This is a genomic window from Phenylobacterium sp., assembly GCF_036563285.1.
GTDB lineage: Bacteria > Pseudomonadota > Alphaproteobacteria > Caulobacterales > Caulobacteraceae > Phenylobacterium.
Window position 1 is genome coordinate 158,004 of record NZ_DATCMR010000002.1, and the last position, 13,806, is coordinate 171,809.

15 protein-coding genes are annotated in these 13,806 nt (G+C 68.3%); 6 read left to right on the top strand and 9 right to left on the bottom strand.

Translation table 11 applies throughout. From position 1 onward, the window contains the following. The first annotated feature begins 144 nt into the window (after positions 1-144). Both VIL76_RS00995 and VIL76_RS01000 read left to right on the top strand, forming a co-directional pair. Positions 145-735 (top strand): glutathione S-transferase family protein, encoded by a 591-nt coding sequence (locus VIL76_RS00995; RefSeq protein WP_332043114.1) that lies wholly within the window; start codon positions 145-147, stop codon positions 733-735. Between the two features lie 46 nt (positions 736-781). Further along, complete coding sequence (locus VIL76_RS01000; RefSeq protein WP_332043115.1) at positions 782-1,783, top strand: S1/P1 Nuclease; 1,002 nt, start codon at positions 782-784, stop codon at positions 1,781-1,783. Between the two features lie 7 nt (positions 1,784-1,790). Here VIL76_RS01000 and VIL76_RS01005 read toward each other — a convergent pair whose 3' ends face one another. After that, entirely contained in the window at positions 1,791-2,252 is a 462-nt protein-coding gene (locus tag VIL76_RS01005; protein WP_332043116.1) for a low affinity iron permease family protein, read from the bottom strand. A gap of 71 nt (positions 2,253-2,323) precedes the next feature. Between VIL76_RS01005 and folD the strand changes: the two genes are divergently transcribed. After that, the gene (folD, locus tag VIL76_RS01010) at positions 2,324-3,235 is read left to right on the top strand and encodes a bifunctional methylenetetrahydrofolate dehydrogenase/methenyltetrahydrofolate cyclohydrolase FolD (protein ID WP_332043117.1); all 912 of its coding nucleotides are present in this window, start codon (positions 2,324-2,326) and stop codon (positions 3,233-3,235) included. Positions 3,236-3,241: 6 nt separating this feature from the next. Here the strand turns inward: folD and VIL76_RS01015 are convergent, their stop codons facing one another. The 4 genes from VIL76_RS01015 to VIL76_RS01030 are packed head-to-tail and all read right to left on the bottom strand — an operon-like array spanning position 3,242 to position 6,766. Next, the gene (locus VIL76_RS01015; protein WP_332043118.1) at positions 3,242-3,874 is read right to left on the bottom strand and encodes an ABC-type transport auxiliary lipoprotein family protein; all 633 of its coding nucleotides are present in this window, start codon (positions 3,872-3,874) and stop codon (positions 3,242-3,244) included. Then, positions 3,871-4,833 (bottom strand): MlaD family protein, encoded by a 963-nt coding sequence (locus VIL76_RS01020; RefSeq protein ID WP_332043119.1) that lies wholly within the window; start codon positions 4,831-4,833, stop codon positions 3,871-3,873. The genes VIL76_RS01015 and VIL76_RS01020 overlap by 4 nt, the downstream gene beginning before the upstream one ends. Beyond that, positions 4,833-5,642, bottom strand: coding sequence for an ABC transporter ATP-binding protein (locus tag VIL76_RS01025; RefSeq protein WP_332043120.1), 810 nt, complete (start codon positions 5,640-5,642; stop codon positions 4,833-4,835). Before VIL76_RS01025 ends, VIL76_RS01020 begins: the two co-directional genes overlap by 1 nt. 8 nt (positions 5,643-5,650) lie before the next feature. Further along, a complete protein-coding gene (locus VIL76_RS01030) occupies positions 5,651-6,766 on the bottom strand; it encodes an ABC transporter permease (RefSeq protein ID WP_332043121.1) in 1,116 nt (371 codons plus the stop codon). A gap of 218 nt (positions 6,767-6,984) precedes the next feature. On the opposite strand from VIL76_RS01030, the gene VIL76_RS01035 reads away from it, so the two are divergent. Next, entirely contained in the window at positions 6,985-7,308 is a 324-nt protein-coding gene (locus tag VIL76_RS01035; RefSeq protein ID WP_332043122.1) for a hypothetical protein, read from the top strand. 165 nt (positions 7,309-7,473) lie between these two features. On the opposite strand, the gene VIL76_RS01040 is transcribed toward VIL76_RS01035, so the two are convergent. From VIL76_RS01040 to VIL76_RS01050, 3 genes are all read right to left on the bottom strand, one after another. Continuing rightward, positions 7,474-7,860, bottom strand: a complete 387-nt coding sequence (locus VIL76_RS01040) for a hypothetical protein (RefSeq protein ID WP_332043123.1) — start codon at positions 7,858-7,860, stop codon at positions 7,474-7,476. 918 nt (positions 7,861-8,778) lie between these two features. Beyond that, entirely contained in the window at positions 8,779-9,288 is a 510-nt protein-coding gene (locus VIL76_RS01045; RefSeq protein ID WP_332043124.1) for a hypothetical protein, read from the bottom strand. 553 nt (positions 9,289-9,841) lie between these two features. Beyond that, positions 9,842-10,189 (bottom strand): NTF2 fold immunity protein, encoded by a 348-nt coding sequence (locus tag VIL76_RS01050; protein WP_332043125.1) that lies wholly within the window; start codon positions 10,187-10,189, stop codon positions 9,842-9,844. A gap of 74 nt (positions 10,190-10,263) precedes the next feature. On the opposite strand from VIL76_RS01050, the gene VIL76_RS01055 reads away from it, so the two are divergent. Continuing rightward, entirely contained in the window at positions 10,264-10,542 is a 279-nt protein-coding gene (locus VIL76_RS01055) for a hypothetical protein (protein ID WP_332043126.1), read from the top strand. 165 nt (positions 10,543-10,707) lie between these two features. Here the strand turns inward: VIL76_RS01055 and VIL76_RS01060 are convergent, their stop codons facing one another. Then, complete coding sequence (locus VIL76_RS01060) at positions 10,708-11,256, bottom strand: ATP-binding protein (protein WP_332043127.1); 549 nt, start codon at positions 11,254-11,256, stop codon at positions 10,708-10,710. 430 nt (positions 11,257-11,686) lie between these two features. On the opposite strand from VIL76_RS01060, the gene VIL76_RS01065 reads away from it, so the two are divergent. After that, entirely contained in the window at positions 11,687-13,723 is a 2,037-nt protein-coding gene (locus tag VIL76_RS01065; protein WP_332043128.1) for a hypothetical protein, read from the top strand. Positions 13,724-13,806: the final 83 nt, after the last annotated feature.

Consider the following 13,806-nt stretch of genomic DNA (forward strand, 5'->3'; position numbering starts at 1 on the left):
ACCCGGTTAGCCCCCTTTGGGCAACCCACAGAGGGGCGTCGCGGCGTGCCTGTAAGCAAAGCTAACAGGCCCGTACAGTAAGGATAGCTTGCGCCGGTTAAGAAATTCTCGCCCCCTCGGCATGGCCAAGCTGGGGGCGGGACCATGAGAATCTATGGCGACTCGAAGTCGGGCAACTGCCTGAAGGTCAAGTGGACGGCCGAGTTCCTGGGCCAGCCCTACGAGTGGATCGAGACCGACATCATGGTCGGCGAAAGCCGCACGCCGGACTTCCTGGCCCTCAATCCGGCCGGCCAGGTCCCCACGGTCATCCTCGACGATGGCCGCCCGCTGGCTCAGTCCAACGCCATCATCCTGCACCTGGCGGAGGGCTCGGAGCTGATCCCCGAGGACGCCTACGAGCGCGCGCGCATGCTCGAATGGCTGTTCTGGGAGCAGTACAGCCACGAGCCCTACGTCGCCGTCGTCCGCTTCCAGGTGAAGTACCAGGGCAAGCCCGTCACCGAGGTGGAGCCCCGCCTCGTGGAGCGCGGCAAGGCGGCGCTGCAGCGTCTGGAGGACGGCCTCGCGGCTTCCAGCTTCCTGGTCGGCGAGCGCCTGAGCCTCGCCGACGTGGCGCTGGTCGCCTACACCCGCATGGCCGAGCACGGCGGCTTCCGGCTGGCCGACTACCCTCGGGTCCAGGCCTGGATCGGCCGCGTCGAGCAGGCGCTGGATATCCAGGACCCCGTCTAGGGCGCACCCCCTTGCGTCCGGCTGGGCGAGCCCGCAAACGGGACGCATGAAACGCCTCGCCGCCGCGGCCGTTCTGGCCGCCATCACCATGCCCCAGCCCGCGCTCGCCTGGGGCGCCACCGGCCACCGCCTGATCGGCGAAGCCGCCGTGCGCGGGCTGCCCGCCGAGATCCCCGCCTTCCTCCGCACCCGCCAGGCCGCCCTCGATGTCGGCGAGCAGTCGCGCGAGCCCGACCGCTCCAAGGGCGCCGGCAAGATCCACGACCAGGACCGCGACGCGGCCCACTTCGTCGACACCGAGGACGACGGCCGCATCCTGGGCGGCCCCAGGCTGGACGCCCTGCCGCCCACCCGCGCGGACTACGAAAAGGCGCTGCAGGCCGCCGGCCAGGACAGCTGGAAAGCCGGCTATCTGCCCTACGCCATCGCCGACCGGTGGCAGCAGCTCACCCGCGACTTCGCCATGTGGCGGGTGCTGAAGGCGGCCGAGACCAATCCGAAATGGAAGAAGAACCGCGCGTGGTTCACCGCCGACCGCCTGCGCCGGGAGAAGCAGATCCTGGTGACCCTGGGCGAGCTCTCCCACTTCGTCGCCGACGGCAGCCAGCCGCTGCACCTGTCCAACCACTACAACGGCTGGGGCGACTACCCGAACCCGCAGGGCTTCACGACCGCGCGCATCCATTCCTCCGTCGACACCGACATCGTCCTGCGCGGCGGGACGGGGAGCCTGACGGCCGCGATGAGCCCGCTGCGGCTCTGCAACTGCTCGGTGGAGGCGCGCACGCGCGACTATCTGCTGTCCAACGCGAGGCTGGCGATCCCGCTCTACGAGCTGGAGAAGGCCGGCGGCCTGAAGGCCGGCGATCCCCGCGGGCCTGCCTTCGCGCGCAAGCAGATGGCGCTCGGCGCGTCCGAGCTGCGCGACGTCATCGTGGAAGCCTGGCGGGCCAGCGAGACGCAGACGGTGGGCTGGCGGCCGATCCCGGTGAAGGACGTGCTATCGGGCAAGACCGACCCCTACGCCGCGCTCTACGGCATCGACTGAGGCGCTCCTAGGCGCGGCGGCGCGCCGGCAGCGGCTTCATCGAGGCCGTCCGCTTAGGCGCCTGGGCCTTGCGGCGCTCCCGGCGCACGTTCGCCTCGGCGCGGTCGATGACGTGCGGGCGGTGCCGCTCGCAGTCCGTCAGGATCTCCTCCAGCTCGCGGTCCGACAGGTGTTCGATGCCGATGAAGTCGTTCTTGGCCTTCGAGACCCGGATCAGCTCGTCGAGCTTGGCCTGCAGGGCGGCGTTGTCGCGGTTCTGGGTGTTCTGGATCAGGAACACCATCAGGAAGGTGGCTATGGTGGTGCCGGTGTTGATCACCAGCTGCCAGGTGTCGGAGAAGCCGAACATGGGCCCCGACACCGCCCAGGCGACGACCACGGCGCAGCAGACCAGGAACACCGCGGGGCGGCCGGTCCAGCGCGACACCGCGCTGGCGATCCGCGAGAAGAGGGCGTCCAGGTCGCCCATGGAACTTATCTTTCGATAATTGCGTGCGTTCCGGGGAACGGCTAGGCGGGGGTCCAGTTCCGGGAGGCCTCATGAGCGATCCAGGCGCGGCCGCCGCCGCCCAGATCATCGACGGCAAGGTGTACGCCGAGGGCGTGCGCGCGGAGGTGGCCGCCGAGGTGACCCGGCTGAAGTCCGAGCACGGCCTCCAGCCCGGCCTCGCCGTCGTGCTCGTCGGCGACGACCCGGCCAGCCAGATCTACGTCCGGTCCAAGGGCGAGCAGTCCCTGGCCGCCGGCATGCACTCGGTCACCCACCGGCTGCCGGAGGCGACCACCCAGGACGAACTCCTGCGCCTGGTGGCCGAGCTCAACGCCGACCCGGCGATCCACGGCATTCTCGTCCAGCTCCCGCTGCCGAAGCACCTAGACGAGAAGCAGGTGCTGGCCATCCTCGATCCCGAGAAGGACGTCGACGGCCTGACCATGGTCAATGCCGGCCGGCTCGCGAGCGGCCTGCCCGGCCTCTATCCCTGCACGCCGCTGGGCTCGATGATCCTGCTGCGCGAGGCGGTGGGGGAGCTGGCCGGCAAGCGGGCCGTGGTCGTCGGCCGCTCCATGCTGGTGGGCCGTCCCATCGCCCAGTTGCTGCTGCAGGCCGACTGCACCGTCACCATCGCCCATTCCCGCACCGGAGACCTGCCGGCGGTCTGCCGCGAGGCCGAGATCCTGGTGGCCGCCGTGGGCCGCCCGCGCATGATCCGCGGCGACTGGATCCGCCCGGGCGCAGCGGTGATCGACGTCGGCATCAACCGTGTACCCTTCGACGATCCCGAGAAGGCGGCCCAGGGCAAGACCAAGGTGGTGGGCGACGTCCACTTCAAGGAGGCCCGCGAGGTGGCCGGCTGGATCACCCCGGTGCCCGGCGGCGTCGGTTTGATGACCGTGGCGGTGCTGCTGCAGAACACGGTCACCGCAGCCAAGCGGATCGCGGGCGTCAGCTAACTCCGCTCAGCCCGCGCCCACCTGGCTCTCCGTCCAGCGGACCACCTCGCCCAGCACCTGTCCGACGGCCTGGTCGTAGGCGGCCACGATGCTGCCCACGCGGTTGCTGGCGGCGGGAATGCGCGCCTCGAAGATCCGCTCGGGCCCGAGCCCCTGGTCCTTGTCGCGGGCCAGGGCCGCTCGCACCCGCACCACCACCGTGGGCGCCGCCTCGGCGCCGTTGTCGTAGCGGGTCTCGAAATTGCGCACGTCGAGGCGCAGGGCGTGGCTCGTGCGACCCTGCTCGCCGCGCGAGAGGAGCCGGACCCGGCCCGGGGCGGCGTCGAAGGCCGCAAGCACCGCCTGGTTGAACAGCACCTCGGCGGGCGCCGCCCAGCGGCTCTGGGCGATGTACTGGGCCTCACCGCCGGTGATCGCCAGGATCTTGTCGCCGGCCGCCTCGCGGGCGAACGTCCCGCCGGCGCGGAACACGCCCACGGAGCCCGCGGCAGGCGCCGCGTCCGACGCCGCCGCCGGCGCCTGGCCGAAGCGGTAGAGCTGCGCGGGCTTGCCGCCGAGCAACCCGCCGAGGCAGCCGGAGAGCGCCACCGCGGCGAGCGCGAGGAGGGCGGGGCGGAGGAGGGCGTTTCGTCGGGTCATGGCTGCACCTCCAGCTCCTTGGACTTCGGCTTCAGCACCGCGCCGGCGCCGTTCGCCTGCAGTTCGTTGGCCAGCCGCTCCAGCGCGATGGCCGCCTCCTGCAGCTGCACGGCCGCGGCGGTGATCTGCGGCAGCCCGTTGGTGGCGAAGTCGGCGGTCGGCGCCTGTAGCTTGGCCACCAGAGCGCGCAGGTCCGCGGCCGTGGCGCGCGCCTCGTCGGCCGCCTGGGCGGCGCTGCGCATGGTCCGCCGCCCGTCGGTGTCGAGGATCTGCCGGCCGCTCTGGGCCAGGCCGGTGAACTCCTGGGCGGCGGCGTCGATGTCCTGCAGGGTCTTCTGGGCGTCGGCCAGGATCGCCTTGCGGGCGCGCACCTCGGCGCTGACCGCCTGCACGTCGTTGAGGGTGGCGGAGAAGGTGCGGATGTTCTGATCGGAGAGCACGCGGTTGGCGCGGTCCAGGACCTCGATCGTGCGGTTCAGCACGGTGCCGCCGCCGGCCAGCAGGTCGGAGAGCGCGCTGCGCTGGCTCCTCAGGATGGGGATGCAGTTGCGCATGCCGCGGGCCTCGCAGCGCCGCTGCTCGACCTCCTTCAGGAGCGGCCGCGAGGGCGTCCCGGCGGTGATCTGGATCAGGCTGACGCCGGTGATCGAGAGCGGCTCCAGCGTGGCGTAGGAGTCCGACCGGATCGGCACCTCCGACCCCACCCGGATGCGCGCGATCACCCGGGTCGGATTGGTGCGGTCCAGCGCGATCTTCGTGACCTCACCCACCTTGATGCCGTTGAAGTGCACCTCGCCGCCCTGGTTCAGGCCGCGCACCGGCCCGTCGAACACCGCGTCGTAGAGGTCGTTCTCCTGCCGGAACTGCCAGCGCGACAGCCAGACCACGAAGATCAGGGCCGCCATCAGCAGGAGGAGGGCCGAGAGGCCGACCATGGCGTAGTTGGCGTTCTTTTCCATCAGGCCTCCGTCGCAGCCCGCACCGCGCGTCCGCGGGGGCCGAGGAAATATTCGCGGATCCACGGGTGGTCCGAGGATTCCAGCTCACGCACCGGGGCGACCGCCACCACCTTCTTGTCGGCCAGCACCGCCACCCGGTCGGTGATCTCGTAGAGCGTGTCCAGGTCGTGTGTGATCATGAACACCGTCAGGTCCAGGGTATCGGAAAGATCCTTGATCAGCTCGTCGAAGGCCGCGGCCCCGATCGGGTCTAGCCCGGCGGTGGGCTCGTCGAGGAACAGCAGCTCCGGGTCGAGCGCCAAGGCGCGGGCCAGGCCCGCCCGCTTGCGCATCCCGCCGGAGAGCTCGGCCGGCTTCAGAAGGCCGGCCTCGGGCTTCAGGCCGACGAGGGCGATCTTCAGGTCCGCCAGCTCGTTGATCTCCTGCCGGGTGAGGTCGGTGTGCTCGAACATCGGCGAGGCCACGTTCTCCCGCACCGTCAGGTTCGAGAACAGCGCGCCCTGCTGGAAGAGCACGCCCCAGCTGCGGTTGATGGCGTCCCAGCGCCGCCGCGACGCCGTCTCCAGGTCCTGGCCGAACACGCGGATCACCCCGGCCTGGGGCTCCCGCAGGCCGATGATCGAGTTGAGCAGCACCGACTTGCCGGCGCCGGACCCGCCGACCACGCCGAAGACCTCGCCGCGCTCCACCGACAGGTCCAGCTTGTCGTGCACCACGTTGTCGCCGAAGGCGTTGACCAGCCCGCGCACCTCCAGGGCCGGACCCTCCTGGTCCAGCAGCTCCTCGTCGGAGAGGTGTTCTTCGTCCACCGCGCCGCTCAAATCTCCAGCTCCATGTAGACCAGGGCGAAGACGGCATCGATCATGATGATGGCGAAGATGGCGTGCACCACGGCCGCCGTCACCCGCCGGCCCAGGGATTCCACGTCGCCGCCCACCTCCAGGCCCTGCCGGCAGCCGATGCCGGCGATCACCGCGGCCATCACCGGCGCCTTGGAAAGGCCGACGTAGAGCTGGGTGGCGCCCACGTTGTCGACGATCCGCTGCAGGAAGAAGGCCGGGCCCAGGTCGAGGACCGTCCAGGTGACCACCAGGCCGCCGAACAGGCCGGCCAGCGTCGCCACGAAGGTGAGCAGGGGGATGGTCAGCAGCAGGGCCGCGAACCTGGGGAAGACCAGGGCCTCGAACGGATCGACGCCCTGCACCTTCATGGCGTCGATCTCCTGGTTCATCTTCATCGAGCCGATCTCGGCGGCGAAGGCCGAGGCCGAACGGCCGGCGAGCAGCACCGCGGTGATGATGATGTTGAACTCGCGCAGCACCGCGATGCCGATCAGCTCCACGGCGAACACCTGCGCGCCGAACTGCTGCAGCATGTTGGCGCCCAGGAGGCCCACCACCGCGCCGATGAAGAACGAGGTGGTGGCGACGATCGGGATGGCGTCCAGCCCGGCCCGCTCCATCAAGGACACCATGGGCGCGAGCCGGATCCGGCGGGGATTGATGATCGAGCGGCCGACCACCACCAGCAGGTGGCCGAGGAAGCCCAGGGTGTCCCAGGCCTCGAGGCCCAGGTCGACGACGCCGCGCCCCACCCGGATGGTCAGGGCCTGGAAGTCCCGCGGCTCGCGGCTCACCACCGGCGGCTGGCGCCGGGTCTCGGCCACCAGGGTGATGAGCTTCAGGTGCTCCTTGCGCGCCTGCACGCGCGAGACGTCGTAGTCCCTGCCGGCCGCCTTCACGACCGCGTAGGCCCCGGCGGTGTCGAGCCGGCGGACCTTGCGCATGTCGAGGACTTCGCCGTCGATCCCGTCCAGCGCCTCGGCCAGCCGCACGCCCGCGTCGCCGAGCCGCGTCGCCGTCCAGTCGCCGGTGAGCACCGCGGTCAGGCGGTCCCCGTCGGTCTTCATGGTGAACTCGGCGGGTCTGTCCATTCAGCGGGCGGAGGTTATCGACTCGGAGGTCCCTGGGGTCATAACGACCCTAGCAGAGCCTTCGCCTTCGCCGCACGCGTTCTCCTGAGGGTTGTTGCAGGCGCGCATCAGGCCCTAGATGCGCCGCGGAGCCGCGCCCAAGGCCAAGCTTGGGCCCACTTTCGCCCAACTCCGCCGCGAAACGGGGGGACAGGCAACTTGGCTGGAGAGAGTTGAGCTTGAGCCGTCAGATCGAGTTCGCCGGCAAGTCCGGCGCCCGCTACCGCTACACCGCCATGGAGGAGGATCGCTTCCTGCCGCCCGCGGGGGCGAATTTCGTGATCGCCGAGCTGACCGACGACGGCGCGACCGTCGTCTATGCCGGCGAGACCGACAACCTGGCCAACCAGAGCTGGAAGCCGAAGCTGGACGCCGCGCGCAAGAAGCACCCGGCGGCCAAGGTGCTGACGCGGCTGAACGTCACGCGCGCCATGCGCGAGGCCGAGCGCACCGACCTCATCGAGCAGCACCAGCCGCCGATGAACCGAGAAAACCGCGCCTGAGTCCGATTCTTTCCGCTCATCCCGGCCAGGGCCGGGATGCAGATGGTCCAGCCGAGCTGACCGCTCGCCCGCGCCGGAATCCGCCGCCCGCCCGGAGCGGACATCGGCGGGTGGGAAGCGGACGTTCACGTGGGGCCGTATCAGACCGCGCTCGCCGCGTGGCGATCAGCGTCTCGGAGGCTTGCCCTCGGTAGCAGGATCGGCGGGACAGCGGCCTTGCGTGAGGAACTTGGTGTTGAACTCCCCGGGGCTCCTCATCACGTAACGATCGAAGGCGTCGCTGACCTTGTCGTTCATGCCTTGCAGGCAAGCGAGGACTAGGTCGCCCTTCTGCAGTGCCGCCAGGTCCGTCTTGAGGCGCGCCTCATCGACCGGTCGACCGCCCCGCAAGACCTTGCCGTTCAGGAAGAAGGCCAGCACGATTTTCGGCTCGGGTTCGGCAACCGGCGCGGCCGTGGCGCTGATGGGGCAGGCTAGCGCGGCGAGAACCGCGAGAGCCTTCAGGCCCCTGGCTGTGCGACCCCCGAAGGGCCGCCCGTGGTGCTTCAACACTCAGGACCTCACCGATCATTCAACTACGGCCGCCGGCTTCCTTCGCGCGCCGGATTGCCCCTCCATAGTCTCCGAAGTTGGCCGCAATGGGTCGGCAGAGCACCGTTCGAACGTCAGCTAATGAGTCGAGTGCAGGCTTGGGCCCGCAGCCCTAAAGCGGGCATTCTCTCCCTAAGCTCAAGAGCGGACACTCCGAAGGTCACTCACGGGTGGAAAGGCGACCTAGCTCTTGCGGCGACTGAGGTGCATTGCTCCCACCGTCAGCAAGACTGCGAGAATGAGGCCTCCAACGAGCCAGTAGATGGCGTCTCCTCGGTCAAGGAAGCCGCCGCAGTCGGCCACACACTTGCCAGCACTTTTGTAGACCGGTGCAGCGTTCATGCCCGCACCCTAGGTTACTGTGCCGCTGGGCTGAAGGTCCGAGTTGGGTGGATTGCAGACCTCTCGCGGTGCAGCTTGTCTAAATGGCAAAGCTGCCCGTGAATCCATTTGCTTGGCTCGAACCCGACCGACGTTGGCTCTATCTCACGTTGCTCGTGCTCACCGACCAACGGCTCACCTAAGGTCGGCTCGCGGTGGTCCGCCATGTGCTGTTGGTTGACCTGGAGGTGTACGATGATCCTCGCCAAGGCGCAGGGAGTTGGCTGTTTCCGGATGAGCAGCCGCTACTGGATCAGCTAGGTGATCAACTCCAGACCATTGGTTCGGCGGCCCTAGATAACGATGGCTGGGGCCGCATCGTGAAGACCGCGACTGACTTGCGCGCTCGAGTCGAGGCTAACGGCGTCGGACGGCCTGTGCGCAATGTCCGCTAGGGGTCGCAAGCGGACTCTAGAGGCGCATCGTCTGATGCTTCCTGGCCATTGATCTCACGATGGGTGCCAGTCTGCCGGCCTCGCCAAGTCAAGGACGTGGGCTTCAGGCCACCAACCACGGGCGGTACGTCTCCCACGCGCCGCTCAAGACCCATAGGCTGCCAAAGGCGATCCCGACCGTGACGGCGTTGGCCGCTGTCCATTGCAGCCACCTCGTGCGCGTCCAGTCCAGATGGAAGAGGCGCCGAAGGCAGGTCACCTCAACGGCTGTGGTGACGAGTAGGGCCAGCACCGGCGTCACGGCCCAGGTGAGCGGAGAGAAGGTGGAAGCGATGCCCGCCCTGTAGAGCAGCAATCCGGGGAAGACTTCCCAGGCGATACCGGCCAGGGGCACGAGGAACGCGCCGAGAGCAGCCGAGATCGCGTTGGCGCCCAAGGCGGCGGCCGCTGACCTTGGCCAGGACAGGCGAAAACCAAATCGTAGTGTCAGGACCTCGATGATCAGGCTGAGCGCCACGACCGGGATCGTGGCCAGTCGCGTCTGAAGGTAGAGCGCGGGCCAGACCATGTTGGCGTGAGCGGCGGTGGGAACCAGGCAGACGAGGAGGCCCACCCATGCTGCCTGTCTCGCTGCTCTACGCGAAATGATCAGTCCTCCCGGAGGAGCATCCCTGAGGGATGCTTCCTAGCCCTTGATCTCGCGGTGGATGCGACCCTGCCGGCCTCGGCAAGTCAAGGACGGCGCCGGAGGCGCCGCCGCGGCGCGGCCGGCCTGCGGCCGGTGCTTGAGTTGCCGAGACCGGCAGGCAGAATGGCTGCCATGGGATCAAGGGCGGGGCCTGTACCGGTGCAGGACAAAGGAACACGAGCGAAGGGGTGGGGCGCGGTCGTGGTGGCCGCCCTTGCCGGCGCGCTGCCGGCGTGGATTGCGGTTGTCCTGGCCACCTTCCTCGTCACGCCGACGGCCAGGGGGCTCGTGTTCTGGGGACTATGGGGCGCCTGGACTCTGGCGGTCGTCTGGTTCGAACTTCGCCGGCGACGCTAGAGCCGTCGAGACCGGCTGACAGACTGGCTGCGATGATCCATGCCGACGTGGGATGACATCCCGCTCCAGAGCGGACACTCCGAACGTCCGCCGTGGGTGGATAGCTGACGTTTTGCCGGCGCTACCTTCCGTGATCCACGTATAGGACTTGGCCCGTCGATTGGCAGAATTTGATTTCGGCAACACCGCCCTTGAGGTTCGCTTTGAGGGTGCCTTCGACCCGCCAAACCCCTTCATGGACCGTGGCTTTCAGAGGAAGTTGATCGTTGATCTGTTTCACGCCGTAGATTGCTGAGAGGTAGGTGCGGGCAAGGGCCACGGCGACAGATGGGGTCGCGACCAAGGCCTTTGGGGGTGGATGGCCTTCAACTTTCGCGGCGCATCGAACGGCGGTTGCGGCAGAGGCTGGTGTCGCAAATCCTGCCAGCAGGAGGAGCAGCGCGCAGGTGGTATTGGGGCCGACGTTCATTCGGGCAGCTTCGCTTCGCACTCGAACGTCTGCAACGGGTGGTTTGCCGATATTCAGCCCGGTAGCATTGGTGGATGGATACCGGCGCCCGCTTCGACATCGCCCGACTCCGGCGCATTGGGTTCGAACAGTGGGACCCCATTGGAGGCAGCGTGCCGGAAGATGAGTACGACAGCTATCTGCTTAAAGCGGCTGGAAACTTGTGGAACGGCGATCCTATCGACCAAGTCGCCAGCTACTTCGTAAGGGTGGAGGTGGACGCGATGGGACTGGAGGCCGTACCCGGTGTCTACGAGCGAGCACTGAAGGCCTCAGAGGCGATAAGCCAGTATGTAGCTTCGCTGAAGGTTTAATTGCCTGAGCGTCAGCTAAGGGTCGCGTGCGGACCTTAGCCCGCAGCCCTAAAGCGGGCATTCTCTCGCTAAGCCCAAGAGAGCGGACACTCCGAAGGTCACCTAAGGGTGGTTAGCGCTCCCCCCTGGCCCAGCCGCACGACCGGCAACGGGACCATGGTTGAGCTAGTCCACCGCCTGAGGCTGCGCCGCGGCTGGCGCGGCAGCCCTGTTGTCATCGCTGACGCTCAGCACCGCGCCCTCCAGTTCCGCCGGCGCCGGCGGCTCGTAGATGGCCTCGAGCATTTCGAACATCTGCGGCGTCACCTCCATCACGAAGGTCTCGCCCTTGGCGGCGTTGCGATTGGCGACGCGGGCGCGGCGGACCTCCTGCGGCGCGTCGACGAAGTGCCACTGCAATGACAGGCCCTTGGCCTCGGCCATCTGGCGGATGCGATCCCGGTCAGCCCGCCGCATGGCGCCCACGTCGAGCACTACCGAGGCCCCGGCGGCGAGCACACTCTCGGCGATCGACCAGATCAGCGCATTGCAGCGGCCGAGGCGCTCCAGCATCCACATGAACTCGATGGAACCCTGAACGTCGGGGCCGAACAGGCGCGCACCCCATTCGTCCAGGACGAAAGGCACCGCGTTTTCCCGGCGGGCCAAGGCATGGGCGTAGGTGGTCTTGCCTGCCGCGCAGGGCCCGAAGATCACGTTGAGAGTGGCTGGCATGGCGCCCACCTTCTCCGACTATGCTCGGGAGCCAGGTGGCGTTCATGCTCCCCGTGACACGGCAACGGCTAAGCTTGATCTTCGTTCCCCGGCGCCTCGTCGATGACCGATCAAGGGTCTGCTCGGGGTCGGAAACCGAACGTGGCTGCGGACCCCGAAGCGGACTTTCGAACGGCCCAGAGCGACGCTGCGCACGCCAACTAAGGGTGGGAGGCAGGCGTAGGTTATGACGGGAGTGATCATGTCGCGCCGCCTTACGTCGCCCCGGAATTTTTGGGGGGCCGGAAGGCGATACTCCGACCATCGCTGACACGGTGAGCACCCTACCGATGGGACTGCTGCCGCGACCCATCGTCCGTACCGCAAATGGGAGGTGACGGCCGTCTTCCGCCTCCCTACGGCTGCTTGGCCGCATCCGCGGGAGGGGCGCTTGTTCGTGAAATCTGGGCTGATGGCCCTTGTGGTGAGCGCGGTCGCGCTGGGATGGTCGGGCGACGCGCAAGCGCAGTCGAAGAAGAAGGCTGCAGCCAAGCCGCGCCCCGCTGCCGCCGCGCCCGCAAAGCCGCCGTCGCCCTTTGAACGGTGGGGGATCACGGCCGACGACCTGCGCCAGGCGCCAGCCGCGGACTTGCTTGCGAAGGCGGGCTTCCCAGCCAAGCTGGCGCTGGCGCAGGGGGAGGCCGACAACGGGGAGCCGGTGGCCATGACGCTGGTCGCGCTGGCCTATGTGGAGGGCTATGGCGCGCCGAAGGACTATGCCGCCGCCAAGCGCTACGCCGAACTGGCCGCCGCGCAGCTGCAGCCGCGCGCGCTAAACACCATGGGTCTGCTCTACCTCAACGGCTGGGGCGTCAAGCGCGACCGCAAGGCGGCGGACGTCTGGTTCAAGCAGGAGGAAGAGCTCCTGATCGCGGCCGGCGTGAAGCGTGAGCAGCTCGCACAGAAGCCCGGAACCGCTGGGGCCGGGCGCAGTAAGGTCCTCGGCGCCTTAGCCAGTGCGATTACCGGCAACGTCCAGCCTGCTGCCGGCTCTGGGAGCGCCAAAACCTCGACGGACGACACCGCCGTTGCTCGTCCGGCTCCGCCGCCGTACCCAACCACGAAGTGCAACCAGACCGCCTGCTGGGGAATGCTGGCGCAGATCGAAGGTACCCGGTTCAGCTACAGCGACTGGACCGTCGGGACGCAGGGCTGGATCCGATATGAATGGGTCAAGCCGGGTCAGGTCATGCGCGTATGGAGTTCGTTCGGAGGCAACGCTCCCGCGACATGGGAGCTGAAACTTGATCCCAAGACCCGGATGCCGGGAGGGGCTGAAGTTCTCGCCGACGGTTCATTGGCGGGTCCGCCCGTCTGGTATGAGAACAGCTACATCAGGAGCCTGAAGCGCGTCGTCGGCGGACGGTATGAAGAGGTGACGCAGGAGTTCAGAAAAGGCCAGTGGGCCGACAAGAAGCACTTCCTCGGGCTTGGAACTTACAAGCAGGCCTACCAAAGCGACCAGGCTCTTCGCGAGCGACAGGAGGCGCGCAGTCAGTTCTGGGGTAACGTTGCTCAGGGGGCGGTGGCCATCTCGCAGGGGATCGCCGAACAGCAGGCGTACGACAACAGCCTCAATGCGATCCGCTCGCAGGGCGCGGCGCAGACAGCGCAGATCATAGCCAACGCCCAGCAACAACAGCAGCAACGCCAGGCGCGTGAGGCCGAGTCGCAGCGCCAGGCCGCGGCTCAGCGGGAGGCGCAGCAGGCGGCCGGCCGCGCGGCCCTGACCCAGCGACTGGCGGAGGCGAACGCTTATCGCGAGAGGCAGATCGCCCAGTCGAGCGACCCCGCCGAACGGGCGCGACTTGCGGAGGTGAGCCGCAAGGCCATCGCCGACACCCAGCGGCAGCTCGGTCCCACCGCTGCGGCCCAGGTTCAGGCACAGACCAGGGCGATCGTGGCCGGCCGGCCGTCTGGCGCTGTGATGGCCCAGGCGCCGGCTCCCCCTGCCCAGGACTCCGCACCAATGAAGCTGGGCCCAAGGCCGCCGAAGGGCGCCGGCAATTGCGACCCTGGTCCGTGTCGCAACCCGGTCGCGCCGCCGCCCCCGATACGGCTCGAAAAGCGTGCTGGCGGCTCGGGCTCATCGGGCCCCACGGACGCGGTCTCCGACCCCTATCCGCTGATGCTAAGCAGCGACAAGTGCGACAAGGCCATCCAGCCGACGCTGGAGCGGACGCAGCGCGTCATTGAGATGAAGGGAGGGGGGGACTGGTTCCGTTGGGACGGCCGGATCACCCAGACGGGGTACACGGCTGTTGCCTGCCTTATCCATCCGAACGGCCGCGAGTACTTCGTGGTGCAGGGCTACGCTACGGCCGGTGACGCCACAAGGGCGGCGTTGGAGCTGGCGCGCCGAGCCAAGGGGGAACGGGACTCTCGGTATTGGGTGACGAGCGCCGGAGCGCCTTACCAGGTCAAGTGACCGTTTGTGGGCTCGCCGGGGGGCAGATGCTCACGGCCATCAGCGATACCGACCGGTGCTTTGAACCGGCCGGCGGCTAGCGT